The sequence below is a fragment of the Pantoea sp. IMH genome (genome assembly GCF_000599885.1).
Taxonomy (GTDB): Bacteria; Pseudomonadota; Gammaproteobacteria; order Enterobacterales; family Enterobacteriaceae; genus Erwinia.
Genome location: NZ_JFGT01000006.1, coordinates 464,155 through 488,702, shown reverse-complemented (window position 1 = coordinate 488,702; position 24,548 = coordinate 464,155). Strand labels below are relative to the sequence as shown.

24 protein-coding genes and 1 other annotated feature are annotated in these 24,548 nt (G+C 53.7%); of the genes, 8 read left to right on the top strand and 16 right to left on the bottom strand.

Going from position 1 to position 24,548, the window contains the following annotated elements; all coding sequences use genetic code 11:
- Positions 1-2 precede the first annotated feature (2 nt).
- From EA20_RS0116735 to EA20_RS0116670, 14 genes are all read right to left on the bottom strand, one after another.
- On the bottom strand, positions 3-743 hold the full coding sequence (locus tag EA20_RS0116735; protein ID WP_024967920.1) for an EAL domain-containing protein: 741 nt from the start codon (positions 741-743) through the stop codon (positions 3-5).
- 459 nt (positions 744-1,202) lie between these two features.
- The gene (locus EA20_RS0116730) at positions 1,203-1,673 is read right to left on the bottom strand and encodes an NlpC/P60 family protein (protein ID WP_024967919.1); all 471 of its coding nucleotides are present in this window, start codon (positions 1,671-1,673) and stop codon (positions 1,203-1,205) included.
- 68 nt (positions 1,674-1,741) lie between these two features.
- Positions 1,742-2,482 (bottom strand): vitamin B12 ABC transporter ATP-binding protein BtuD, encoded by a 741-nt coding sequence (gene btuD / locus EA20_RS0116725; RefSeq protein ID WP_024967918.1) that lies wholly within the window; start codon positions 2,480-2,482, stop codon positions 1,742-1,744.
- Positions 2,483-3,028 carry a glutathione peroxidase gene (locus tag EA20_RS0116720; RefSeq protein WP_369699796.1) on the bottom strand — a complete coding sequence of 182 codons (546 nt, stop codon included), beginning with the start codon at positions 3,026-3,028 and terminating at the stop codon, positions 2,483-2,485. It abuts the gene before it with no gap.
- 36 nt (positions 3,029-3,064) lie between these two features.
- Entirely contained in the window at positions 3,065-4,048 is a 984-nt protein-coding gene (btuC, locus tag EA20_RS0116715) for a vitamin B12 ABC transporter permease BtuC (RefSeq protein ID WP_038381710.1), read from the bottom strand.
- A gap of 110 nt (positions 4,049-4,158) precedes the next feature.
- Positions 4,159-4,458, bottom strand: coding sequence for an integration host factor subunit alpha (ihfA, locus tag EA20_RS0116710; RefSeq protein ID WP_017802142.1), 300 nt, complete (start codon positions 4,456-4,458; stop codon positions 4,159-4,161).
- Between the two features lie 4 nt (positions 4,459-4,462).
- Positions 4,463-6,850, bottom strand: coding sequence for a phenylalanine--tRNA ligase subunit beta (gene pheT, locus EA20_RS0116705; RefSeq protein WP_024967915.1), 2,388 nt, complete (start codon positions 6,848-6,850; stop codon positions 4,463-4,465).
- A 14-nt stretch (positions 6,851-6,864) separates the two neighbouring features.
- A complete protein-coding gene (pheS, locus tag EA20_RS0116700; RefSeq protein WP_024967914.1) occupies positions 6,865-7,848 on the bottom strand; it encodes a phenylalanine--tRNA ligase subunit alpha in 984 nt (327 codons plus the stop codon).
- Between the two features lie 80 nt (positions 7,849-7,928).
- Positions 7,929-8,053 (bottom strand) — a sequence feature (Phe leader region).
- A 124-nt stretch (positions 8,054-8,177) separates the two neighbouring features.
- Complete coding sequence (gene rplT / locus EA20_RS0116695; RefSeq protein ID WP_024967913.1) at positions 8,178-8,534, bottom strand: 50S ribosomal protein L20; 357 nt, start codon at positions 8,532-8,534, stop codon at positions 8,178-8,180.
- 96 nt (positions 8,535-8,630) lie between these two features.
- Positions 8,631-8,828, bottom strand: coding sequence for a 50S ribosomal protein L35 (rpmI, locus tag EA20_RS0116690; protein ID WP_004157374.1), 198 nt, complete (start codon positions 8,826-8,828; stop codon positions 8,631-8,633).
- Between the two features lie 96 nt (positions 8,829-8,924).
- Positions 8,925-9,476 carry a translation initiation factor IF-3 gene (gene infC, locus EA20_RS0116685; RefSeq protein WP_071995442.1) on the bottom strand — a complete coding sequence of 184 codons (552 nt, stop codon included), beginning with the start codon at positions 9,474-9,476 and terminating at the stop codon, positions 8,925-8,927.
- A 3-nt stretch (positions 9,477-9,479) separates the two neighbouring features.
- A complete protein-coding gene (gene thrS / locus EA20_RS0116680) occupies positions 9,480-11,408 on the bottom strand; it encodes a threonine--tRNA ligase (RefSeq protein ID WP_024967911.1) in 1,929 nt (642 codons plus the stop codon).
- Positions 11,409-11,793: 385 nt separating this feature from the next.
- Positions 11,794-12,549, bottom strand: a complete 756-nt coding sequence (locus EA20_RS0116675; RefSeq protein WP_024967910.1) for a YdiY family protein — start codon at positions 12,547-12,549, stop codon at positions 11,794-11,796.
- A gap of 364 nt (positions 12,550-12,913) precedes the next feature.
- Positions 12,914-14,044: an ABC transporter substrate-binding protein gene (locus EA20_RS0116670; protein WP_369699800.1), complete on the bottom strand. Its 1,131-nt coding sequence runs from the start codon at positions 14,042-14,044 to the stop codon at positions 12,914-12,916.
- Between the two features lie 241 nt (positions 14,045-14,285).
- Between EA20_RS0116670 and ghoS the strand changes: the two genes are divergently transcribed.
- A complete protein-coding gene (gene ghoS / locus EA20_RS0116665) occupies positions 14,286-14,579 on the top strand; it encodes a type V toxin-antitoxin system endoribonuclease antitoxin GhoS (protein ID WP_024967908.1) in 294 nt (97 codons plus the stop codon).
- 106 nt (positions 14,580-14,685) lie between these two features.
- Entirely contained in the window at positions 14,686-15,579 is an 894-nt protein-coding gene (locus EA20_RS0116660; protein ID WP_024967907.1) for a fructosamine kinase family protein, read from the top strand.
- An 18-nt stretch (positions 15,580-15,597) separates the two neighbouring features.
- On the opposite strand, the gene EA20_RS0116655 is transcribed toward EA20_RS0116660, so the two are convergent.
- A complete protein-coding gene (locus EA20_RS0116655) occupies positions 15,598-16,137 on the bottom strand; it encodes a YniB family protein (protein ID WP_024967906.1) in 540 nt (179 codons plus the stop codon).
- Between the two features lie 207 nt (positions 16,138-16,344).
- On the opposite strand from EA20_RS0116655, the gene hxpB reads away from it, so the two are divergent.
- The 4 genes from hxpB (at position 16,345) to katE (ending at position 21,858) form a co-directional block, all read left to right on the top strand.
- A complete protein-coding gene (gene hxpB / locus EA20_RS0116650) occupies positions 16,345-17,013 on the top strand; it encodes a hexitol phosphatase HxpB (RefSeq protein WP_024967905.1) in 669 nt (222 codons plus the stop codon).
- A 260-nt stretch (positions 17,014-17,273) separates the two neighbouring features.
- A complete protein-coding gene (locus EA20_RS0116645) occupies positions 17,274-17,864 on the top strand; it encodes a metal-dependent hydrolase (RefSeq protein WP_024967904.1) in 591 nt (196 codons plus the stop codon).
- A 164-nt stretch (positions 17,865-18,028) separates the two neighbouring features.
- Positions 18,029-19,426: an L-cystine transporter gene (locus EA20_RS0116640; RefSeq protein WP_024967903.1), complete on the top strand. Its 1,398-nt coding sequence runs from the start codon at positions 18,029-18,031 to the stop codon at positions 19,424-19,426.
- 167 nt (positions 19,427-19,593) lie between these two features.
- Positions 19,594-21,858, top strand: a complete 2,265-nt coding sequence (gene katE, locus EA20_RS0116635) for a catalase HPII (RefSeq protein ID WP_024967902.1) — start codon at positions 19,594-19,596, stop codon at positions 21,856-21,858.
- 271 nt (positions 21,859-22,129) lie between these two features.
- On the opposite strand, the gene osmE is transcribed toward katE, so the two are convergent.
- Positions 22,130-22,465, bottom strand: a complete 336-nt coding sequence (gene osmE, locus EA20_RS0116630) for an osmotically-inducible lipoprotein OsmE (protein WP_024967901.1) — start codon at positions 22,463-22,465, stop codon at positions 22,130-22,132.
- A 288-nt stretch (positions 22,466-22,753) separates the two neighbouring features.
- Between osmE and EA20_RS0116625 the strand changes: the two genes are divergently transcribed.
- Positions 22,754-23,332: a TetR/AcrR family transcriptional regulator gene (locus EA20_RS0116625; RefSeq protein WP_024967900.1), complete on the top strand. Its 579-nt coding sequence runs from the start codon at positions 22,754-22,756 to the stop codon at positions 23,330-23,332.
- Entirely contained in the window at positions 23,329-24,522 is a 1,194-nt protein-coding gene (locus EA20_RS0116620) for a multidrug effflux MFS transporter (RefSeq protein WP_024967899.1), read from the top strand. Before EA20_RS0116625 ends, EA20_RS0116620 begins: the two co-directional genes overlap by 4 nt.
- Positions 24,523-24,548: the final 26 nt, after the last annotated feature.

Genomic DNA, 24,548 nt, shown 5'->3' with positions numbered 1-24,548 from the left:
TATCAGAATTGACGCTCAGCGAACACTTCAGGAGGACGAATCAGCGCCTCCAGTGAATCTTCGCTGGCGGGCGCAAAAAGCGTACTCTGGATGCCATCGAAGGGAAAATCACTGATGCGTTCCAGCGCAGAGGCGTCATCAATGCCCTGAACAATGACGCGCTGACAATGAGGCTTAATATGTTCCAGTACGGCGTTGATAAAAGGTCTGAAAGAGAGCTTATTGATGTGCTGTTTAATAAAACCTTTATCCAGTTTTATGGTGGTGAACAGATTGTCATAAACGGCTTTTGAGGAGGCTTTGCCTGCGCCATAATTTTGCAGGCTAAGGTCGTAACGCGCTTTAAGCGCCATCAGGCAGTTATTCTCGTTGCCAGTTCTGAAGTCGGTAAAGCTTTCGTTTATTTCCAGCTCCAGTCCGTTAAGCAGCGCCAGCTTACGGGAAAGAATCTCATTATCAAGCAGTAACCGGGCCGTCAGCGCATCAATATTCAGCGCCGCCCTGATGCGATGTTTGCAAAAGAAATCCTGATGACTTTCGAGACAATTAATTTGCTTTTGTAGTAATGCAATACGCTGGTCGTTATCTAACTGAGGCAGCACCATATCCTGAGGGATGGCCACGTTAGCCTCACTTTGCGAGAAATGTGTCATCAGTTCCACGGCAATTAGCTTGCCCTGAAAACTGTAGACAGGATAAAACGTCGGGTAACTCTTATAATCCGCTGTCAGATGGATTTTCATTATATTCAGCCATGATTAATTGGCGATCTTCGCATTCACTCTGCCCGTTTTACCGGACGGCAATCAGGAAAGGCGTAAGACAACCAGACGATACCTTCAGTCACTCAGGTTGCTGAAGGCGGCAGGTGGACGGAGCCGGCACCTGTAACCTGAGACGGCAGTGATTATCCGCTGCGCATCTGCAGTCCGACGGGCAGACGTCAGCCCGTTTGCATAGCTTAACCTGACACATAATTATTATAAAAGATACTTAACTCTTTAAAGAAAACAGAGAGACATCAGTATCATATCCTCATCAATTTACGGGTATCTGATAAAAATATGACTTCGTTCACAATTACCCGCGCAGTTTTCCTGATGCCCGTTGATAAACGCAACGAATCGATCCGGGATTAATAATCCCTCATTAAACCAAATGATCAAATATTATCCTTTCCCGGCAGATTATTAGCCGCCTTCTTATCCATTATCCTGGATCCGTCTGGCCTGCCAATATACCTTTTTCCAGTAAACATTATTTAAAGAAGAGCGAATAACGCCCTGACTGGTTGAGGCATGAATAAACCTGTTGTTTGTATCATAGACGCCAACATGCAGGCCATTTTCGCCGCTGCCGGTCTTAAAGAAGACTAAATCGCCCGGCAGCAGATCATCTTTATCAATTCTGGTGCCGATTTTTGTCTGGGCAGCGGTGGTTCTTGGCAGCTGGATACCGAAGCGATCGCGGAACGTCAGCCAGACAAAACCGGAGCAGTCAACGCCTCTGTGAGTCGTTCCGCCATAACGGTAAGGCGTGCCGTGCCAGGCGTTAAGCTGGTCATCAAGTTGTGCAATCACCATAACGGAATCCGCCAGGCGTCCATCCGGTGGCGGCGCGTGGCTGCTACAGCCCGCAAGCAGAATAATAAAAAGCAGTAGCCCGTAGCGCATAACTCAAAATCCCTCAGAAGATCATTCTACTTTACCCACAGAGGTGGGTTGCTGACAATATCACTACATCAGTGGGTGGAAAGCATTTCATCTCCGTCAACGGCGATACGCCGGAACGGAACCTGATAAACCGCACTCAGGATGACCGGTTGCAGGACGTCCTTTACGCTTCCCTGTCTCACCATCTTGCCATTTTTCATCAGCCAGACGCGCTGAGCATGGTGCAAGGTGTGGTTGATATCATGACCGCTAACAATCGCCGTCAGCCCTTCTGTAAGCAGCGAAGCGAGATAACGGTCAAAGGCTGCCTGCTGTGCCAGATCCAGCCCGGTCAGCGGTTCATCAAGCAGCAAAAGCTTGCCCGCTGGCTGACCAAGCTGACAAAACATTGCCGCCAGCCTGACGCGCTGCCACTCACCGCCAGAGAGCTGCGTCAGCAGGCGATCCAGTTTATCTTGCAGTTGAAAAGCCTGAACGAGCGCTGGCAGCCGCAGCTCATCATCCGACGCACGCACTGAACCTCTGTGCAGTTCCAGATAATGCCAGACCGGCATATTTCCCGGCGGAAGCTGCTGCTGATGCAGATAAGCCCTGCGCTGCGCAAGACTGTCGGCACGCCATGCATCCAGCCGTTTACCGGCGAAAATGATGGCGCCACTGGCAGGCAGTAATCCTGACAGCGCGGCCAGCAGCGAACTTTTTCCGGCGCCGTTAGGACCAAGCAGGTGTACCAACTCGCCCTGATGGACCTCTGCGCTGAAGGGTAAGAAGCGCTGGCTGACCGCCACGTCCCGGCAGACAAGCAGCATTTATTTTGCCAGCGCCAGCTTGATACTCTCCATTACAATTGGATCTTCCGGCGTCATATCGGGTGAGAAGCGCTGAACCACGGTTCCATCACGGCCGATCAGGAACTTTTCGAAATTCCACAGGATATCGCCCTGCTCTTTCGGCGCGCGTCCTTTACTCGCCATCCGCGCCAGGAACCCGCTCTCCTCAGGCGCAACGGCCTCCGGCCTCGCGGCGATCAGCTGTTGGTAAAGAGGGTGTCGATGCGGGCCGTTAACCTCAATCTTGCTAAACATGGGGAAGGTGACCCCATAGGTGGTACTGCAAAAAGTTTTGATCTCTTCTTCCGTGCCCGGCTCCTGCCCGAGAAAAGCGTTGCAGGGGAAGCCGAGAACGGAAAAGCCCTGCGGCTGCCAGGCCTTATGAATATTTTCCAGCTGCTCATACTGCGGCGTCAGGCCGCACTTTGAGGCTACGTTGACTACCAGCAATACCTGGCCCTGCCACTGTGCCAGCGTGGTGCGTTCACCCTCAAGCGTTACCAGTTCTGTATCGAAAATCGTCATGGGCATATCCTGTGTTAATGGGATGGCACCCCGTTTTCAGGGGCGGGTTTTCAATAATAGCCAGATAAATACCGGCGCGCCCAGCGTGGCGGTCACCACCCCAATGGGTAACTCCGCCGAAGAGATTGCCAGTCTCGCAATAATGTCAGCGGCCAGCAACACGCTACCGCCGGTGAGCGCGCAGGCAGGCAGCAGGCAGCGGTGATCCTGTAGCCCGTTGAGCCTGAGTATATGCGGTACAACCAGCCCGACAAAGCCGATAGCGCCTGCCAGCGCCACGCTCACACCGGTAAGCCAGCCGATGGCTCCCACCAGCAGATTGCGCCAGAGCAACAACGGCACGCCCAGCTGACGGGCTGACGTTTCCCCCAGCGCGATGAGGTTAAGCACCTGCCAGCGGGAGCAGAGCCATACCAGAAGCGGCAGCAGCGCCAGCATCAGCCAGCCGGAGCGCCAGTCCACGCCGCTGAAGCCGCCCATCATCCAGTACATCAGCTGACGAAGATCAAGGTTGCTGCTGAAGTAGACCGCCCAGGTCATCACCGCGCTACAAATAATACCCAGCGCCACGCCCGCCAGCAGCAGACGGCTGTTGGATAGCGCCCGGCGTGAAAAACGCAGCAAAAGAAAGGTGATGGTAAGCGCGCCCGCGACGGCATACAGGCTCAGCTGCCAGAGGGCCTCCGTCGCGGTAAACACGCCGAGGACCAGCCCGACACCAGCACCATTCGAGACGCCAAGCAGCCCGGGCTCCGCCAGCGGATTTTCAAACAGCGCCTGCATAACCGCACCAGCAACGGCGAGCGAGGCACCAACCAGCAACACGGCAAGCGTGCGTGGCAGGCGGAGCTGGCCGACAAAGAGTTCGCCCTGTGCCGTGAACCAGTCTGCTGGTGACAGCCAGCGCTCCCCGGCACACAGGCTGAGCAGAAACATCAGCAATGTGAACAGCAACAGAGCGCCGAGCCAGCGCCGCTGATGACGTCTTGCACGTTCTTTCAGGGGTAAAATCAGGGTCATTTATCTCAACTATCAGCGTACAACTCTACGACAAGGTAACGCGGTAACCACTGTTCTCCACCGGTAAATATGAAAAAGGCCGCATATGCGGCCTTTTAAACGGGCAGAAATCAGTCTTCTTTTGGTGAGGCGTTCTCAACCCGGCTTTTTAACTTCTGCCCCGGGCGGAAGGTTACCACCCGGCGCGCCGTAATTGGAATGTCTTCACCAGTCTTAGGGTTACGCCCCGGACGTTGGTTTTTGTCGCGAAGGTCGAAATTGCCAAAGCCTGACAGTTTAACCTGTTCACCATTTTCCAAAGCGCGGCGTACCTCTTCAAAAAACAGCTCGACCAGCTCTTTGGCATCCCGTTTGCTCAGGCCCAGCTTCTCAAACAGGTATTCAGACATTTCAGCTTTTGTAAGCGCCATAGGTTCAATCCCTCAAGGATGCTTGGAATCGCTCTTTTAGTGCCTCTACGCATTTTGCAACGGTAGCGGCAATCTCCTCTTCTTCGAGTGTCCGGCTGGTATCTTGCAAAATCAGGCTGATAGCGAGGCTCTTAAAACCTTCATTTACGCCCTTACCACGGTACACATCAAACAAGTTTACGCCAACTACCTGATTTACGCCAACTTTCTTACACTCCGCGATGATATCTGCTGCCGGAACGTTTTCAGCCACCACAACGGCGATATCACGACGGTTTGCCGGGAAGCGCGAAATCTCGCTCGCGTCAGGCAGGACGCGGTCTGCCACCTTCTCCCACTCCAGTTCGAACACCACCGTACGACCGTTAAGATCCAGTTTCCGCTCAAGTTCCGGATGCACCACACCGATAAAACCGACAGCTTCACCGCGTAAATAAATGGCGGCACTCTGGCCCGGATGCAGCGCAGGGTGAGTTTCGGCACGGAATGAAAACGCATCCATTCGCCCGGTCAAATCCAGGACGGACTCTAAATCGCCTTTCAAATCATAGAAGTCAACTGCCTGACGCGCCAGATCCCAGTGCTCTTCATAACGGGCACCGCTGATAACGCCTGCCAGCATAACATCCTGTCTGATCCCCAGGTTTGCCTGCGTATCAGGGACAAAGCGCAACCCGCTTTCAAACAGACGTACGCGGTTTTGCTGGCGATTCTGATTGTAAACCACCGCAGAGAGCAGGCCGCTCCAGAGTGAAAGACGCATGGCGGACATTTCGATCGAAATCGGGCTTGGCAGCAGCAGATTTTCTTCACCCGGATGCAGCAACGCCTGTACTTTAGGATCAACGAAGCTGTAGGTAATGGCCTCCTGATAGCCTTTGTCCACCAGCATTGCTTTAGCGCGCTTAAGCGACAGGCTGGATTCGCGGTGGCGGGTCATCACCAGACCGGCTTGCACAGGCACATCGGGAATATTGTTATAGCCGTAAATACGCGCGACTTCTTCCACCAGATCTTCTTCGATAGCGATATCGAAGCGCCAGCTCGGCGCGACAGCTTTCCACTCACCGTTGGTAGCAGTGACTTCGCAACCCAGGCGGCTCAGAATATCGGTGACATCCCCATCGGCGATAACATGACCAATCAGACGGTCCAGTTTTTCACGACGCAGCGTAATGGTGGCGCGAGGTGGCAGTGAGGCTTCACTGGTTACGTCGATAACCGGGCCCGCTTCACCGCCGCAGATATCCAGCAACAGGCGAGTCGCGCGTTCCATCGCTTTGTACTGTAGCGCCGGATCGACACCACGCTCATAACGGTGGGAGGCATCGGTGTGCAGACCCAGACGGCGCGCACGGCCAGTGATCGACAGCGGGCTGAAGAAAGCACATTCGAAAAGAATGCTGGTTGTCTCTTCATTGACGCCAGACTGCTCGCCGCCAAAAATGCCGCCCATCGCCAGCGCTTTATGGTGATCGGCAATCACTAACGTATCCGCACTGAGCTTAGCTTCGGTGCCATCCAGCAGCGTCAGGTTTTCACCCTCTTCCGCCATGCGCACCACAATACCGCCCTCGATACGATCGAGGTCGAAGGCATGCATCGGTTGTCCCAGCTCTAGCAGGACAAAGTTGGTGATATCGACAACCGGATCGATGGAGCGGATGCCGCAACGGCGCAGCTTCTCACGCATCCACAAAGGCGTGGTCGCTTTGACGTTAATATTTCTGATCACGCGCCCCAGATAACGCGGACAGGCGTCCGGCGCATCGACGCGAATGGGGAAAGTGTCCTGAACAGAGGCCGCAACAGGCGTAATCTCGGGCTCAATCAGCGGAAGTTTATTCAGTACTGCCACATCACGCGCCACACCAAGGATACTCAGGCAGTCAGCGCGGTTGGGCGTTACGCTGATTTCAATGGCGTTATCATTAAGCTGCAGATATTCCCGGATATCAGTGCCGACCGGCGCCTCCAGCGGCAGTTCAATGATGCCATTGTGGTCGTCTGAAATACCCAGTTCTGAAAATGAGCAGAGCATCCCTTCAGACGGCTCGCCGCGCAGTTTGGCCGCTTTGATTTTAAAGTTGCCCGGCAGTACCGCGCCGATGGTGGCGACGGCGACCTTAAGCCCCTGGCGACAATTAGGTGCGCCGCAGACAATATCCAGCAGGCGATCGCCGCCTACGTTGATTTTGGTGACGCGAAGTTTATCCGCGTTCGGGTGCTGGCCGCATTCAACCACTTCCCCCACCACCACGCCATGAAAAGTACCGGCGACGGTTTCAACGCCGTCAACTTCCAGACCGGCCATGGTAATCTGTTCTGAGAGTGCTGCGCTGTCGATGGCCGGGTTAACCCACTCACGCAACCAGAGTTCGCTGAATTTCATAGGAGTGCCCGCCTTTATTTAAACTGTTTGAGGAAACGTAAGTCATTTTCGAAGAAGGCGCGCAAATCCGTCACGCCATAGCGCAGCATGGTCAGACGTTCCATCCCCATGCCAAAGGCAAAGCCTGAATAGACTTCAGGATCGATGCCGACGTTGCGCAATACGTTCGGATGCACCATGCCGCATCCCAGCACTTCCAGCCATTTACCGTTTTTACCCATGACGTCCACTTCTGCAGAAGGTTCGGTAAACGGGAAGTAAGAGGGACGGAAGCGCACCTGTAAATCTTCCTCAAAGAAGTTGCGCAGGAAATCGTGCAATGTTCCTTTCAGATTGGTGAAGCTGATATTTTTATCCACAATCAGCCCTTCCATCTGGTGGAACATTGGGGTGTGGGTCTGATCGTAATCATTACGGTATACGCGGCCTGGAGCGATGATGCGGATCGGCGGCTGCTGGTTTTTCATGGTGCGGATCTGCACGCCGGACGTCTGGGTCCGCAGCAGGCGCGTGGCGTCGAACCAGAAGGTATCGTGATCGGCGCGCGCCGGGTGGTGGCCAGGGATATTCAGCGCATCGAAGTTGTGATAATCATCTTCAATTTCCGGACCGGTGACCACGGTAAAACCCAGCTCGCCAAAGAAGGTCTCGATGCGATCGATGGTACGGGTCACAGGATGCAGACCGCCATTCTCGATGCGGCGCCCCGGCAGCGAAACGTCGATGGTCTCTTCAGCAAGACGTGCGTTCATCGCGGCGGACTCCAGCGTGTTCTTACGCGCGTTCAGCGCGTCCTGAACCTGCTGCTTCGCTTCGTTAATGACAGCACCCGCGGCCGGCCGCTCTTCCGCTGGCAGTTCGCGCAGCGTGGTCATTTGCAGCGTCAGATGCCCTTTTTTCCCCAGATATTCAACGCGTACCGTGTCTAACGCGGCAACATCGTGGGCATCCGCAATGGCCGCTTGCGCGTTTGCCACCAGTTCTGCTAGATGTGACATGCTTTCCTCTTCTTCCAGCCGCCGTGGCCGGTCTGTTTTTTTATGGGGACGACGGGTCGTCCAATATCAGCGACGCCAGAAACAAAAAAGCCTCCACGAGGGAGGCTTTCGGCGCGAATTTTCGTTTCTTTTCTCTGCGCAAAAGCTCCCGGCGATCAGGTGCTAAAGTAAAAAAAGAAACGAAAACTGGCGTGCATGGGTCTGTACCTTGTTATCCTGCCTGACTCTGCGACATACGCACTATTGAAAAACGCAGCGGCAGAAATGTCAACCTTTTGCGAAGGTTAGATAAAATAAAAGAGGGAGACAAGCTCCCTCTTTCACCTGACTTACGCCAGTGCTGATTTCGCTTTTTCGACCAGTGCAGAGAATGCCACTTTGTCGAATACGGCGATGTCAGCCAGGATCTTACGGTCGATCTCAATAGACGCCTTTTTCAGGCCATTGATGAAACGGCTGTAAGACATACCGTTAGTGCGGGCCGCTGCGTTGATACGCGCGATCCACAGCTGACGGAACTGACGCTTACGCTGACGACGGTCGCGGTAAGCATACTGACCAGCTTTGATAACAGCCTGGAAGGCAACGCGGTAAACACGTGAACGTGCACCGTAATAGCCTTTAGCTTGTTTTAAGATTTTTTTGTGACGTGCGCGAGCAACTACACCACGTTTTACACGAGCCATTTAGCTCTCCTGTTCATATTCTGTTTTACCTTCCCGCTACCGTCTGCCGCATTCTGTCGGCAATCCGGAAGCGATCCGGCACTAAAAAGGGTTTACTTAAGCGTACGGCAGGCAGGCAATAACCAGACCCAGATCGCCTTTCGATACCATGCCTTTAGGGCGCAGGTGACGTTTACGCTTGGTAGACTTTTTGGTCAGAATATGACGCAGGTTAGCGTGCTTACGCTTGAAGCCGCCAGAGGCGGTCTTCTTAAAGCGCTTAGCCGCGCCACGTACAGTTTTAATCTTTGGCATTTCAAACATCCACTTCGCATTGTTAATAAAATGAACCAGACAGGCGAATAAATACCGCGCAGCGCAAGGCTGCGGCGGCATTGATTACTTTTAAGCCTACTGTTTCTTCTTCGGAGCGAGCACCATGATCATCTGACGACCCTCGATCTTCGAAGGGAAGGATTCGACAATCGCCAGATCCATATCTTCACACAGATCTTTACGGACGCGGTTAAGCACTTCCATACCGATCTGCTGGTGCGCCATTTCACGACCGCGAAAACGCAGCGTGATTTTGGCTTTATCGCCCTCTTCGAGAAAGCGAATCAGGTTGCGTAGTTTTACCTGATAGTCGCCATCATCGGTTCCAGGACGGAATTTAATTTCCTTAACCTGGATAACTTTTTGCTTCTTCTTCTGTTCTTTAGAAGATTTGCTTTTTTCGTAAAGGAATTTGCCGTAATCCATGATACGACAAACGGGCGGCTCGGCGTTAGGGCTGATTTCGACTAAATCAACGCCCGCCTCTTCAGCTTTTTCCAAAGCCTCATTCAGACTGACAATACCAATCTGCTCGCCATCGACGCCAGTCAGACGTACCTCTGTGGCGCGGATTTCTCTGTTAATGCGATTAGGACGCGCCGGTTGAACTCGTTTTCCGCCTTTAATACTTTATTCCTCCAGTTGATGAAGATTGCGACTGCGTATCTCTTGCTGCAGCTTCGCGATCACGTCATTTACATCCATGCTTCCCAGGTCTTTACCACGGCGGGTGCGAACGGCAACTTTGCCTGCTTCCACCTCTTTATCACCACAGACCAACATATACGGGACACGACGTAAAGTGTGCTCGCGGATTTTAAAGCCAATCTTCTCGTTTCTCAAGTCCGCTTTTACCCGAATGCCCGCATTCTGAAGTTTTTGGGTCAATTCTGCAACATATTCGGACTGGCCATCGGTGATATTCATCACCACTACTTGTACCGGAGCGAGCCAGGTTGGGAAGAAACCGGCATATTCCTCGGTAAGAATACCGATAAAACGCTCCACAGAACCCAGAATGGCACGGTGAATCATCACCGGCACCTGACGTTCGTTATTTTCACCTACGTAAGAGGCGCTGAGGCGACCCGGCAGCGAGAAGTCCAGCTGTACGGTGCCGCACTGCCAGGCCCGGTCGAGGCAGTCGTGCAGGGTAAACTCAATTTTGGGGCCGTAAAAGGCGCCTTCACCCGGCTGATAGTCGAACGGAATGTCGTTCTCTTCCAGCGCGGCGGCCAGATCGGCCTCGGCACGGTCCCACTGCTCATCAGAACCAATACGTTTGGCCGGACGGGTAGAGAGTTTTACCGCAATTTTTTCAAAGCCGAAGGTGCTGTACATATCGTAAACCATACGAATGCAGCTGTTCACTTCGGCACGTACCTGCTCCTCAGTACAGAAGATGTGCGCATCATCCTGCGTGAAGCCGCGAACGCGCATTAAACCATGCAGCGCGCCAGAAGGCTCATTGCGGTGGCAGCTACCAAATTCAGCCATGCGCAACGGCAGGTCGCGGTATGATTTTAGACCCTGATTGAAAATCTGCACGTGGCCAGGGCAATTCATTGGCTTAATGCAATATTCACGGTTCTCGGAAGAGGTGGTGAACATCGCTTCTTTATAGTTTTCCCAGTGGCCGGTTTTTTCCCAGAGAACGCGGTCCATCATCAATGGCCCTTTCACTTCCTGGTAGTCATACTCGGTCAGCTTGCTGCGCACGAAAACTTCCAGTTCGCGGAAAATCGTCCAGCCGTCGTTGTGCCAGAAGACCATGCCTGGCGCTTCTTCCTGCATATGATACAGGTCGAGCTGCTTGCCGATTTTGCGGTGGTCACGCTTGCCCGCCTCTTCGAGACGCTGCAGATAAGCCGCCAGCTGTTTTTTATCTGCCCAGGCCGTACCGTAGATACGCTGTAGCATTTTGTTATTGCTGTCGCCGCGCCAGTAAGCGCCGGAAATCTTCTGCAGTTTGAAATGGTGACAAAAACGCATGTTCGGCACATGCGGCCCACGGCACATGTCGACATATTCTTCATGATGATAAAGACCAGGCTGATCGTCATGGCTGATGTTTTCATCAAGGATCAGCATTTTATAGGTTTCGCCACGGGCGGCAAACGCGTCACGCGCTTCCTGCCAGCTCACCTTTTTCTTGATGACGTCATAGTTGGTTTCAGCCAGCTGGTGCATCCGCTTCTCCAGCAGCTCAATGTCTTCCTGGGTCAGCGTACGGTCAATATCGACATCGTAATAGAAGCCGTTGTCGATAACCGGACCAATCGCCATTTTGGTATCAGGCCACAGTTGCTTGATGGCATGACCAAGCAGGTGCGCACATGAGTGGCGGATAATTTCCAGACCTGCTTCATCTTTCGCGGTGATGATAGCGACACTGGCGTCAGCGGTAATCGGGTCGGTGGCGTCCACCAACTCACCATTAACGCGACCGGCAATGCAGGCTTTCGCCAGGCCAGGACCGATATCCTGGGCTATCTCCATCACACTGACGGCGTGGTCGAAAGTACGCTGGCTTCCATCAGGAAGAGTAATTACGGGCATTTAACATCCTTAATTGCAGTGGTAACCCATACGCAAGGCTACATACAAAAGTCATTTTTACTTTATACAACAAGCCGTTAGCACTTGAAACCAACTCACATTTGTCAGTTTGGTACCCAGCCTGGTATACCTGAACAAAAGTCTGCCACTGGCAAAAACTCTTGAGAAGCGAACATCTTACACGCCATGGAGACAAATTGCACGGCGAGGTGTTCTTTGTGGCGGAAGCAGTAATTCAACAGAGTTCATGGACTTAAGAAGCGAGAACGGGAGATTGCAACAGCAGACAGGCCAGTAAATGGCGTCATTGCACCCGAGAAAAGCACCTGTACAAGGCACTTTGCTCTGAGCAGGAGGGGCCGGCGTTAAGCCAGCCCGGATGCTTCTACAGCGCGTATGACAGCATAACAGTGGTTTTAGTATCCGTTTTATCTGGCGCAGATTCAGGCGGATTCTGGTTCCAGGTGACGTTATAAGCCAGTTTCAGAGAGAAATGATCGTTAATGGCGACCTGCAAACCCGTTTCGGAGTTGACGGTGGTGTCATCGCTACCCAGTACCGAGACGCCCTGTACAAACCGCGTCGTATCGGTCAGCTGCCACTGATAGCTCAGCGCACCGTAGGCCAGTACCTGGGTATCATCGCCACCATCGTGATAGTCGTCATAACGGACGCCGGGACCCGCTTCCAGACGTAGCGAGTGCACCGGGCCATTCAGCACCTGGCGACCGTAACCGGCAACAAGGATAGAGCGTCCATCGTAACCGTTAAAGCGATCGCTCAGCCAGCTCGCCTGGCCGAAGAGATAGTCATAGTTATTGATATTAAAGCGTGAGCGGCCACCAACCTGATAAGTTTCTGCTGAACGCTCATCATTGGAAGAGGTGTTGGTCGCATTACCCCACAGGCTCCAGGCCATCCGGGTCTGATACCAGGTCATATTGGTGTTCGCCGTCAGCGAGGAACTGGTGGTGTTCCCGGTTTGCGCCAGATAGCCCGCCGCCGCATTCCCTTCAAAATCTTTCTTTGCCGTGGCAGGGTCATCCATGACCGTAAATACGTTGTTGTCAGCCAGTGCCTGCTGGCACAGCGCGCCAGCGGAGAGCAAAAGAACTACAGAGAGCTTGTTAAGCGCTTTCATTAAATGTGACCCATACGACAATGTTGGAAAAAGGGAGTCTGAAGCGTTTTTTAGCGCGATCAATGCAATTTACGCTGGAAATCGTAACATTGTATTAAATCACGCTTTTTTCCGTTCGGGCGCAGCAAACCGCCCCTTAAATGGGAGAATTCCCATTAACGGCGCGCATTATAGAAGGTATTCGATCGTTTTACAGTAGCGGGAAAATAAGATTTTTTTCGGCGGGTTTTCACTTTGAAACAATGATTGCAATTTAATTCGTAATGTCATCAATCTTAACAGGGCTTCCCGGACACCACTTTATTAACAACACGCCGCCCCTGAGGACGGCGCTTGATCATTTGTTTTTAATGTTAACGATACCCTATTGCTGCCCTGGTGCCTGTGCGCCCAGGACGCCTTTACCCAGAGGTACGTGAGTAAACCGGGTGACAATCTCTTGCCAGGTTTGATTAGGGTCCAGCGCACTGAATTGCTGTGGGTAAATGAACTTCGCCAGATACTCCAGCCCGACAATGTTGTAAGGATGGTTGTAGAAATGGTGGTAGACGCCGTAGAAACGCCCCTCTCTGACCGCTGAAACCTGGGCAAATCCCGGTCGTTGCTTCATCTTGTTGAAAGCGGCATCCACCTGTGACGGCGTGACGTTATAACCAAAGGGGACGGCAGCATTGGTTTTGGTGGCCCACTGCGAGCCGGAAATAATATAGACATCCGGCTTCATGGCGATGACCTTTTCCAGGGAAACATCTCCCGTGGCGCCGGGCAATAGTGAAGAGCCGATATTTTTCGCACCTACCGCTTCCACCATGGCGCCCCAGCCAACGTGCGCATGGGTGAAGCAGCAAGACTCCAGCCCTCCCAGCCCCGCCTTCGCCTCAATAAAAACCTGTGGCTGGGGGTTAACACTGCGGGTCTTCGCAATAATGGCCTGATAGTGCTGCTGATAGAAATCGGTATAAGCTTTTGCTTCCGCTTCCCGGTTGAGCGCCACGCCCAGTGCGGTGATACTGGCTGGCGTATCGGTGACCGGATTTTCAAACGTATCGATAAAAAGTACCGGCACGCCAAGCTGCTTCATTTTCTCCAGAACGCCGGTCTGGATCAGTGAAGGCCTTGAGCGAAGCTGGGCGATCATCAGGTCGGGATGCTGTGCGACCACACTTTCCAGATTAACTTCCCCCTTATCACTGAACCCCATATCGATGATTTTACCGGATTCAGGCCATTTTTTATTCATCAGCGACCAGGTAGCACTGTCGCTTTTTTTCAGCAAATTATTCCAGGCAACCAGACGCTGGAACGGATTATCCCGATCCAGCAAAGCCAGCGTAAGAATGTCCCGGCCATCCTGAAGAACAACGCGTCGCGGTTCTTTTTTGAGGATAACTTGCTCTCCATCCATGTCAGTCAGCGTGACGGGATAGGTTGTAGCAAGCGTGGTTGTGGAGATAGCCAATAGTGTGGTTAAGGTTGCGTATTTCAGAACGGGCAGCACGTCAGTCTCCAGACAAACAAAAGTTAACAGATAGTAATGATAATTAATCTCATTATCAACATTTCCTTTCCGCCTCTCTTCCCCCTTGCCGCTTATTAGCTATGCTTATAACCCACGGTTAAACATGGGATTTGCCAGGGTAGCCGCGCACCAGCAATGCGGCATCACTTATCTGAGTGGGCGACGTGGTTTCACTGCTCACGAAGACCGACATTTATCCAATTCAGTGAGGTGAAATATGAGTTCTTCAGAAGTTATGCAATATGTGGTGACCTTCCGCTATCAGGAAGAAGGGCTGACGGACATTCTCGAACTGAACAGCGCGATGATTAATGGCGGTTTCACTACCTCCCTCAGTGATAAAGAGGGACATCCAAGAGAACTCGGCACCAATAGTTTTGGCACCGTCAGCGCACTGGATAAAGAAGAGATCCGTCAACAGGCTGAAGGACTGGCGGAGATGGTGCTGGGTCAGAAACCTGAGGTTGAGGTGGAGACCTGGGAAGCGTACCAGCAGGAAACGAAAAATTAATAATTTGTAAAAGATTGACTCTGCCGTGCGCAACCGCTGGTTTTGATTATTATTTAAGCGTTACTATCACTCAGTCTGCAATTTACAGCGAAATGAGGAAAACCCGATGTGGTCAGCCATTAGTCGTCTGTTAAACGAGCACTCAGGTAGCGCAGAAATCAGCGAGCGTACGGAACTTCCGGGGGGTGATGTCCACCCCGCCTGGCGTATCCGCTACGGCGAACGGGACGTTTTTGTGAAGTGTAACAGCCGCGAGATGCTGGATCTTTTCGCCTGGGAGGCGGACCAGCTACAAATGCTGGCGCGGACGAAAACGGTAAGAGTGCCGGAGGTTTATGGCGTTGGCAGCGATCGGGAGGTCAGTTTTCTTCTGCTGGAATATATTCCCCTGCGCCCTCTGGATATGCAGAGCGCCTGGCAACTCGGGCAGCAGCTTGCCCGGCTGCATCAGTGGAGTGAGCAGGCGCAGTTTGGTCTCGATTACGACAACAACATTACCACTTCTCCCCAACCTAATAGCTGGCTGCGACGCTGGTCACTCTTTTTTGCCGAACAGCGCATCGGCTGGCAGCTCCAGCTTGCCGCCGAAAAAGGGATTCAGTATGGCAATATTGAGCTGATCGTTGAGTGCGCCCAGCGTGTTCTGAGCTCCCACCATCCACAACCTTCTTTGCTACATGGCGATCTCTGGCCAGCTAACTGTGGTGGCAGCGATAACGGCCCCTGGGTATTCGATCCTGCCTGCTACTGGGGCGATCGGGAGTGCGATCTGGCGATGCTTTCGCGGTCACCCACGCTACCCCGACAAATTCTGGAAGGCTACCAGTCCGTCTGGCCACTTCCTGAAGACTATCCACGGCGTCAGGCCGTTTATCAGCTCTACTATCTGCTGAACCGGGCTAACGTTTTCGGTGGGCACTGGCTGGGCGAAGCGCAACAGGCGGTAGGCGCGCTGCTTGATGAAGACGAACTGGAAAAGCAGCATGCCCGCCCGGCCTGAAGCGGGAGATGGCGACAATCAGGCGATAAAGCCGAGCAGCTTGAGGATAAAATAGCCGCCGGTAGCGATCAGGAGCGGCAGAATATAGAGCGGGAATATTTGCAGGAAAATGGTGTGGCGCGGCACGATAAGTTTTTCTTCAAGCTGCTGTCGGCTGCGCCCTTCCGCTCCCCGGCTATTCTCCAGAATAAGCTGATCCTCAATACCCTCTTTCAGATGCTGGTACTGACGCCACATTCTGGCACCAGAGGCCTGAAGCGCCAGACCCACGAAAATCAAAATATAGATAAGCCAGAAGCTGAAATTTGTGCCATGACTGAAATCCGGCACCGGCGAACGGCTCCAGAAACCATTAAGAAAAGGAGTGTTAAAGCGGATCATATCGATCATGATGTGGGAGAAATCCTGCATCACAGCGTTGATCCCTTCCCGCTGTTCCCGGCTCTTTTCCAGGAAAAGCATCAGTGAAATAAGCGTGGAGATCAGTGCCGGAATAAAAATAATCCAGCCTGCGATGCGCTTCACTATTGCCACCCTGCCAGCCTGTTGATAAGTCATGCTTTCTCCTGTCCTTTTGATGTGAGGCTCTAAGTTTACCTTCAGGTGGGAAAATGTGCCTGTAAAAAGTGAAGTTGTCGTAACTCCCCTTAATCAGATGAGTGCTTTTGCGCCTGAGAAAGGCTGGCCCTGCAAAAAGATGTGCTGATGTTGCCGGTAATAACTTCATGATAAGGTGGCGGCATACTGATTAACGGAGCCGTAAAAATGCCCTATTCCCGCCCTGTGCTTGCTGCGATTTTTGATATGGATGGCCTGCTGATTGACTCCGAACCGCTATGGGACCGCGCGGAGATGGACATTTTCTCTACCCTGGATGTTGATCTTTCCCGCCGCAGCGAGCTGCCCGATACGCTGGGGCTGCGCATCGATCAGGTCGTGCGGATGTGGTATGAAACGCTGCCATGGAAGGGGCCGAGTCAGCAGGAAGTGACAGAACGCATTATCACCCGCGCGTTAAATCTTGTGGAAGAAACACGCCCGCTGCTGCCCGGCGTGGAATCTGCGCTGAAACTCTGTAAGGCGGAAGGCTTAAAGATGGGGCTGGCATCCGCTTCTCCCCTGCATATGCTTGAGCGTGTACTGGCGATGTTTAATCTGCGTGACAATTTTGATGCTGTCGTCTCTGCCGAAGCACTGCCCTACAGCAAACCACACCCGCAGGTTTATCTGAACGCCGCTGCTCAGTTGGGTGTCGATCCTCTTAACTGCGTCACGCTGGAAGACTCCGTTAACGGTATGATAGCGACTAAGGCAGCCCGCATGCGCTCGATAGCGATCCCCGCCACCGAATTTGCCAGCGATCCACGCTGGGCGCTGGCCGATGTGAAGCTCTCTTCTCTTGAAGCGCTGAGCGCGGCACATCTGCACGGTTAGCGCAGTCATTATGCCGGGGTGATTAGCTGCCTGAGTTCAGGCAGCTTCGCCTGTTTGGTCTGAGCGGACAATTCACTCCGTCACTCCGTCAGGATAGCGTAAAAGCCCCTCTGCTGATTAAAGGGAAATATTCAGGGGTAACCTGTATTTCTGGACGCTTTGTTAAAATATTTATCTTTGGTTACAGCGTCACATATTTATTCTACTGTATATATCCCCTATACTGGATGGATTGACAGCAATGCAGCCAGGTATCTCCCATGACGGCCGAAGGCCATCTTCTTTTCGCCATCGCCAGCGCTATTTTTGCCAAACGGGCGGAACTGACCCCGGAACTCGCTAATGGCGACTGGTGGCATGTTGTTCCGGCTACGCTGCTGACCTGCCTGTTGCCTGATATCGATCACCCTAAATCCTTTCTGGGACAGCGTTTCCGCTGGCTTTCGCAGCCCATTGCCCGGGCTTTTGGCCATCGTGGATTCACTCACAGCCTGCTGGCGGTCCTGGGCGGAATGGCGCTGTTTCAGCTTAAAGTTCCGCAGGGTGCTTTTATTCCTGCCGATGCTTTACATGGCATGGTGCTGGGCTATCTCAGTCATATTGTGGCCGATATGCTCACACCGGCTGGCGTCCCGCTGCTCTGGCCCTGCCGCTGGCGTTTCAGATTCCCTTTACTCAGAAGCCAGAAGGGAAATCAGCTTGAGCGCACGCTCTGTCTGCTGCTCATCGGCGGCGCCCTGTGGTTTCAGCCCGGTATGCTGCCCGTCGGCGTATCCGGCTGGCCAGCCGATGCGGTGAGCTGGGTACAGCACGGCCTCGATCGTCTTATTCCTGCGCAATCCGCTCAATAAACCGCCTTAAAACGGCATTTGGTTATAACCCATTCCATTTGAATATATAGATGTAAAGAAATGTGCTGCTACCATGCAGTCACTGAGCGCCTGTGCTGCGCGATAAAAACGATATGAAGCGACACGGCGAAGAGATATTCGCTGTTCTGACTGGAGAAATGGGGATGAATCTTCCACTAATTGCTAATCTCGCCGCCTTTGTGGCGCTGTTAGTCATTCTGGCGAAAAGCGGCAGCGCGAGCTGGAGTCTGTCCAGAAAAGTGCTGGTGGGCCTGGTTATCGGCGTGCTGTTTGGCCTTGCGCTGCACACGATTTATGGTTCCGACAGTGCGGTACTGAAAGAGTCGATCAGCTGGTTTAATATTGTGGGTAATGGCTATGTCCAGCTGTTACAAATGATTGTTATGCCGCTGGTATTTGTCTCAATACTGAGCGCTGTAGGCCGTTTGCATAACGCTTCCTCGCTGGGCAAAATCAGCATCATGACGATTGGCGTCCTGTTGTTCACCACAGCGATTTCCGCGCTGGTCGGCGTCTTTGTCACCTGGTTGTTTGGCCTTAACGCTAATGGCCTGGTACAGGGTGCACAGGAAACGGCACGACTGGCGGCACTGCAGACCAACTATGCCGGTAAGGTCGCCGACCTTTCCACGCCGCAGCTGCTGCTCTCATTTATTCCTAAAAATCCGTTTGCGGAACTGGCTGGTGCCAGCCCAACCTCTATCATCAGCGTGGTGATTTTCGCTGCCTTCCTGGGTGTTGCGGCGCTGCATCTGCTGCGTGACGACAAGCCAAAAGGCGAACGCGTGCTGGCGGCGATCGACATTCTTCAGGCCTGGGTGATGAAGCTGGTCCGCCTGATCATGAAGCTGACGCCTTTCGGCGTGATGGCACTGATGACGAAAGTTGTTGCCAGCTCCAACGTGGCCGACATCGTTAAGCTGGGCGGGTTCGTGGTTGCTTCCTATCTCGGTCTGGCCATCATGTTTGCCGTCCATGCGCTGCTGCTGTCGGTCAACGGCGTCAACCCGAAACGCTTCTTCCGTAAAGTCTGGCCGGTTATCACCTTCGCGTTTACCAGCCGCTCAAGCGCTGCCTCCATTCCGCTGAACGTGGAAGCGCAGACGCGCCGTCTGGGCGTACCGGAATCAATTGCCAGCTTCTCAGCCTCCTTTGGGGCCACTATCGGCCAGAACGGCTGTGCGGGGCTCTACCCGGCGATGCTGGCCGTGATGGTTGCGCCGACCGTGGGTATCAATCCTTTTGATCCCATCTGGATTGCGACCCTGGTGGGAATCGTTACCCTGAGTTCGGCTGGCGTGGCTGGTGTGGGCGGCGGTGCAACTTTCGCCGCGCTGATTGTGCTGCCTACAATGGGTCTGCCGGTCACGCTGGTGGCACTGCTTATCTCCATCGAGCCGCTGATCGATATGGGTCGTACCGCCCTCAACGTTAACGGCTCAATGACCGCCGGTACGCTGACCAGTCAGTGGCTGAAGCAGACCGATAAAACGTTGCTTAATGCTGATGTCGAAAACGACGTTGAGCTTGCGCACCGCTAAAATTGCCTGACGAGGCCGGCGACAGCCGGCCTCTTTTCTACCCCTCCCGTCGTGAATCCTCTTAATTTTCCTTTCCCTCATCACTTAACCCTGCTCTTTTCAGGCGTACTGCCCTGACTGTTCTATAGTTATTAGAATCTTAGAAAGACAATCAGGAGCAAGTGAAGATGTCTAAAGAAACTGACAACAAGGAACTGAGCCACAACGCCCCGTCCACCGGGCCCGAATCAGCTAAACCCGGACTCGATTCTCTCGCGCCGGCAGATGGATCACACAAACCTTCCGCAGCCCCCACACCGCCAGGAAAAGAGCCTACCGCGCCGGGCAGCCTGAAATCCCCGCAGACGCACAATGCTAAACTCGATGCGCTTGAAACCTTCCGTAAGGGTGGCGAAAACTTTCCCCTGACGACCAATCAGGGCACCCGAATTGCTGACGACCAGAATTCGCTGAAGGCAGGAACCCGTGGCCCCACGCTGCTGGAAGATTTTATCCTGCGTGAGAAAATCACCCACTTTGACCATGAACGTATTCCGGAGCGCATTGTGCACGCCCGTGGATCGGCGGCCCACGGCTATTTCCAGCCCTACCGGGATATGAGCCATCTGACTAAAGCCGATTTTCTGCGCAACCCTGACCAGCAGACGCCGGTATTTGTGCGTTTCTCTACCGTGCAGGGCGGCGCAGGCTCGGCGGATACGGTTCGTGACATTCGCGGCTTTGCCACCAAGTTCTACACCGAAGAAGGGGTATTCGATCTCGTTGGCAACAACACGCCGGTGTTCTTTATCCAGGATGCGCACAAGTTCCCGGATTTTGTGCACGCCGTAAAGCCAGAGCCACACAACGAAATCCCTCAGGGCCAGAGTGCCCATGACACGTTCTGGGACTATGTTTCTCTTCAGCCGGAAACGTTGCATAACGTGATTTGGGCTATGTCCGATCGCGGTATCCCCCGCAGCTACCGCACCATGGAAGGCTTCGGCATCCATACTTTCCGTTTCATTAATGCTGAAGGCAAAGCGACCTTTGTACGCTTCCACTGGAAACCCGTCGCCGGTAAAGCCTCTCTGCTCTGGGATGAATCCCAGAAACTGACAGGCCGCGATCCCGATTTTCATCGCCGCGACCTGTGGGAAGCCATCGAGGCCGGTGACTATCCGGAATATGAACTGGGCGTGCAGCTCATCCCTGAAGAAGACGAATTTAAATTCGATTTTGACCTGCTGGATGCCACCAAACTCATTCCCGAAGAGCTGGTGCCGGTCGAGCTGATTGGTAAGATGGTGCTCAACCGCAACCCGGACAACTTCTTTGCCGAAACTGAGCAGGTGGCATTCCACCCTGGTCATATCGTGCCGGGAATGGATTTCACTAACGATCCGCTGCTGCAGGGCCGCCTCTTCTCCTATACCGATACGCAGATTAGCCGCCTGGGCGGGCCTAACTTCCACGAAATCCCGATTAACCGCCCGGTCTGTCCTTATCACAACTTCCAGCGTCAGGGCATGCACCGGATGGATATCGACACTAATCCGGCGAACTATGAGCCTAATTCCATCAATGATAACTGGCCACGTGAAACGCCACCTTCTCCGCATCGCGGCGGGTTTGAGAGCCACCAGGAACGCATTGAAGGGCATAAGGTACGCGAGCGCAGCCCCTCTTTTGGGGAGTACTATTCCCAGCCGCGCCTGTTCTGGAACAGCCAGACGCCGGTTGAGCAACAGCATATTATCGATGCCTTCTCATTTGAACTCAGTAAGGTCGCCCGCGCCTATATCCGCGAGCGCGTTGTCGACCACCTTGTGCATATCGACGTCTCGCTGGCGAACGGCGTGGCCGAGAATCTGGGCATCGCGCTGTCGGATGAAAAAATGCATACCGCGCCACCAAAAGATGTCAACGGTCTGAAAAAGGATGCCAGCCTGAGCCTGTATGCCATCCCAAGCGGTTCCATTAAAGGACGTCAGGTCGCGCTGCTGTTAAGTGATGGTGTGGTTGCGGCAGATGTGCTCGCAATCCTGCAGGAACTTAAGGCTCAGGGTGTTCATGCCAAGCTGCTGGCGAAGCATATGGGCCAGGTCCGCGCCGATGATGGTTCGGAGCTGCCGGTGGATGCCACCTTCAGCGGTCTGCCTTCGCTGACCTTCGATGCGGTAATTGTGCCAGATGGCAATATAGATGCCCTGCTGCTGAATGGCGACGCCTGCTACTTCCTGCTGGAAGCTTACAAGCACCTTAAAGTGATCGGCCTGAGCGGCGATGCACGCCGTTTCAAAGCGCAGTTTGGCCTGGGTGACAGCGATCGTGAAGAAGGGATTGTGGAGGACAGCAAGGCGGAAGGCGTACTGATGAGCGAGTTCCTTTCTGCTCTCGGCGCGCACCGGATCTGGTCACGCAGCCAGAAAGCGCTGAGCGTTCCGGCATAAGGTAATTTGTCGTTTTAATGGTAGGGCAGGCGAAACTGCCCTATCCCGCCAGCAGGACCGTAATATAAAGTCCTGCTGGCAACTTTCTCACCGTTAGCCCATCCCCTTTCCGCGTCAGCCTACATTCAACGCTTTTTTGACGATCAAACGGTGACCCGTGGCTTACACTGAAGGCAACCCACAAAATGACGCTACAACGTAAAACAGCCGGTCAGTAAATTTACTGACCGGCTGTTTATAACGGGCTTTTTACGCCGCTAAGGGCGCCAGATTACTTACCTGCTTGTGGGTCGGTATCGTAATCTTTACAGCTCTGGAAGCCATAATTCATCACGCGGCCGGTATCGCTGTAGCTGACAAAGTAGGTCTGTGCCTTGCCATCGCGCTCACCCAGAACGTAGGTCTGGCAGGTACCGCGGGCATGTACCATGGTCACTTCAGTAGAAGCTGGACCGGCGATTTCACGAACCTGCTCACGGGTCATGCCTTTTTTCACGTCCTGAACAACGGGCTTAGTGACGTAGCTTTCCGCACGGTCATAGGCAGTACAGCCAGAGAGAACAGCCAGAGCCACTGCAGCACCAAGAAATCCTGTTACTTTATTCATGTTTTTATTCCTCATTTATTGTCCATGTGCGGTTAATCCTGGAACAGAAGTATCGATCCTTCAACTTTTCAGGCAAAAAAACTCTCTACCTGCATCAACTTTAAGACTTTTTACGCCTTCAAAGGCTCAACAGAAGTTCGTCAATGCGGGTGAATAAGTCCCAAAGCCGCACAAATAACGCTTTTTCCCTGGCACCCTCCTTTCTATACTGCTGACTAGTGAGAATGAACGTTCACTCTCGCATTCAGCGCTCTGCGTCCAGCATTTCTGATACAGATAAGGATAAAAATGGCTAACGAAGCCCGTGATGCCCGCCATCGCCAGCGGCAGGATGAAATTATTCTGGCGGCAAGACGCTGCTTTCGCCGGCAAGGTTTTCACGCGGCCAGTATGGCGCGCCTCGCGGAAGAGGCGAATCTTAGCGTGGGACAAATCTATCGCTACTTCACCAATAAAGAAGCGATCATCGAGGAGATTGTCAGGCGGATTATCGACGCCAGGCTGGCGCATATGGAAGAAACCGCCTCAGTGGCTAATCTGCCCCAGCTGCTGGCTTCGCGTGCGCTGCATGCCGAAGAAGATGATGCCCTGATGCTGGAAGTGGCCGCAGAAGCCACCCGTAATCCCGTCGTCGCCCGTATGCTGGTCGACGCGGATGAACGTATGTTCAGTCAGGCATGCCTGAGCGTCAAAAAAGCTCATCCCGCGCTCAGTGATGAACGCATCCGGGCCAGCGTGGAGTTGCTTGCGGTGCTGATCGAAGGCACTTCCTTTCGTCGCCTGACGCCACAGAAAGCGTCAGCAGAGCGACTTCACGCCCTTTATCAACAGCTTAACGAACAACTTTTTAAGACAGAGGATTCATGACACCTGTACAACCTGTCCGGTTTGGCTACGCCATTACGCTCGGACTCCTTGCCGCGCTCGGACCACTATGCATCGATCTTTATCTGCCAGCCTTGCCCGGTCTGGCGCAGGATCTGAACACGCCTACCGCTACCGCACAGCTTAGTCTGACCGCCGGGCTGCTCGGCCTGGGTCTGGGCCAGCTCATTTTTGGACCGATGAGCGATAAATTTGGCCGTATTAATCCGCTGCTGCTGTCGCTGTTCTTACTGCTGATCGCCTCGGTGGGCTGCGCAATGGCCCAGGACATTAATCAACTGCTGCTGGCCAGGCTTTTTCAGGGGCTTTCAGGCGCAGGCGGCGCTGTGTTATCCCGGGCGATAGCGCGTGATATGTACAGCGGACACGATCTTACCCGGTTCTTTGCCCTGCTGATGCTGGTTAACGGCCTGGCACCTATTGCTGCGCCAGTAATGGGCGGCGCGCTGATGGCCGTGCTGGACTGGCGGGGATTATTTATGGTGATCGCGATCATCGCCGTGCTGCTGTTTATTCTGGCGCGGCTTAAGCTCCATGAAACGCTGCCGCCGGAGCGGCGCAGTAAGGGCTCGATCCTTTCAGCCTGGGCAGCGCTCGGTCAGATTGTTATGCATCGTCCCTTTATGGGCTTCTGCCTGACTCAGGGCTTTATGATGTCAGGCATGTTCGCCTATATCGGCGCGTCGCCGTTTGTTTTGCAGGAAATCTACGGTCTGTCGCCGCAGGCGTTCAGTTTCTGCTTCGCCGCAAACGGCATCGGGCTGATCCTCGCCTCGCAGACCAGCGCCCGGCTCAGCCCTCTCTGGGGGGAATATCGGGTCGTTAAGGGCGCGTTGACGCTCGCCTTTCTCTCCTCAGGCAGCCTGCTGATTGCAGGGCTGAGCGCCGCGCCGCTGCCCATCGTGCTGGTGACGCTATTCTTCAGCGTTGCCAGCAATGGTGCCGTCGGGGTCGCCGCCGCGTCGCTGGCGATGCAGAGCCAGGGGCACCGGGCGGGGAGCGCTTCTGCCGTGATGGGCGTCACCATGTTTACGCTGGGCGGTATCGCCGTCCCCATTACCGGCCTGGGCGGCACATCAGTACTGACGATGACCCTGACGATTTTCGGCTGCTATATGCTGGCGATAGCCATGTTCGCCCTGCTGGCAAAAAAGCCGGAACTGCCTGAATAACCGGCTGATAGCATCTCAACATCGCG

Excerpts from the sequence above, each read along its gene's own strand:
- btuC (WP_038381710.1), bottom strand. The coding sequence starts at position 4,048 with ATGACCCTGATTTTACCCCTGAAAGAACGTGCAAGACGTCATCAGCGG.
- EA20_RS0116730 (WP_024967919.1), bottom strand. The coding sequence starts at position 1,673 with ATGCGCTACGGGCTACTGCTTTTTATTATTCTGCTTGCGGGCTGTAGC.
- btuD (WP_024967918.1), bottom strand. The coding sequence starts at position 2,482 with ATGCTGCTTGTCTGCCGGGACGTGGCGGTCAGCCAGCGCTTCTTACCC.
- EA20_RS0116620 (WP_024967899.1), top strand. The coding sequence starts at position 23,329 with ATGACACCTGTACAACCTGTCCGGTTTGGCTACGCCATTACGCTCGGA.
- EA20_RS0116675 (WP_024967910.1), bottom strand. The coding sequence starts at position 12,549 with ATGAAAGCGCTTAACAAGCTCTCTGTAGTTCTTTTGCTCTCCGCTGGC.
- EA20_RS0116655 (WP_024967906.1), bottom strand. The coding sequence starts at position 16,137 with ATGACTTATCAACAGGCTGGCAGGGTGGCAATAGTGAAGCGCATCGCA.
- ihfA (WP_017802142.1), bottom strand. The coding sequence starts at position 4,458 with ATGGCGCTTACAAAAGCTGAAATGTCTGAATACCTGTTTGAGAAGCTG.
- pheS (WP_024967914.1), bottom strand. The coding sequence starts at position 7,848 with ATGTCACATCTAGCAGAACTGGTGGCAAACGCGCAAGCGGCCATTGCG.
- EA20_RS0116735 (WP_024967920.1), bottom strand. The coding sequence starts at position 743 with ATGAAAATCCATCTGACAGCGGATTATAAGAGTTACCCGACGTTTTAT.
- EA20_RS0116640 (WP_024967903.1), top strand. The coding sequence starts at position 18,029 with ATGAATCTTCCACTAATTGCTAATCTCGCCGCCTTTGTGGCGCTGTTA.
- ghoS (WP_024967908.1), top strand. The coding sequence starts at position 14,286 with ATGAGTTCTTCAGAAGTTATGCAATATGTGGTGACCTTCCGCTATCAG.
- hxpB (WP_024967905.1), top strand. The coding sequence starts at position 16,345 with ATGCCCTATTCCCGCCCTGTGCTTGCTGCGATTTTTGATATGGATGGC.
- katE (WP_024967902.1), top strand. The coding sequence starts at position 19,594 with ATGTCTAAAGAAACTGACAACAAGGAACTGAGCCACAACGCCCCGTCC.
- EA20_RS0116720 (WP_369699796.1), bottom strand. The coding sequence starts at position 3,028 with ATGACGATTTTCGATACAGAACTGGTAACGCTTGAGGGTGAACGCACC.
- rplT (WP_024967913.1), bottom strand. The coding sequence starts at position 8,534 with ATGGCTCGTGTAAAACGTGGTGTAGTTGCTCGCGCACGTCACAAAAAA.
- EA20_RS0116660 (WP_024967907.1), top strand. The coding sequence starts at position 14,686 with ATGTGGTCAGCCATTAGTCGTCTGTTAAACGAGCACTCAGGTAGCGCA.
- EA20_RS0116625 (WP_024967900.1), top strand. The coding sequence starts at position 22,754 with ATGGCTAACGAAGCCCGTGATGCCCGCCATCGCCAGCGGCAGGATGAA.
- EA20_RS0116645 (WP_024967904.1), top strand. The coding sequence starts at position 17,274 with ATGACGGCCGAAGGCCATCTTCTTTTCGCCATCGCCAGCGCTATTTTT.
- rpmI (WP_004157374.1), bottom strand. The coding sequence starts at position 8,828 with ATGCCAAAGATTAAAACTGTACGTGGCGCGGCTAAGCGCTTTAAGAAG.
- osmE (WP_024967901.1), bottom strand. The coding sequence starts at position 22,465 with ATGAATAAAGTAACAGGATTTCTTGGTGCTGCAGTGGCTCTGGCTGTT.
- pheT (WP_024967915.1), bottom strand. The coding sequence starts at position 6,850 with ATGAAATTCAGCGAACTCTGGTTGCGTGAGTGGGTTAACCCGGCCATC.
- thrS (WP_024967911.1), bottom strand. The coding sequence starts at position 11,408 with ATGCCCGTAATTACTCTTCCTGATGGAAGCCAGCGTACTTTCGACCAC.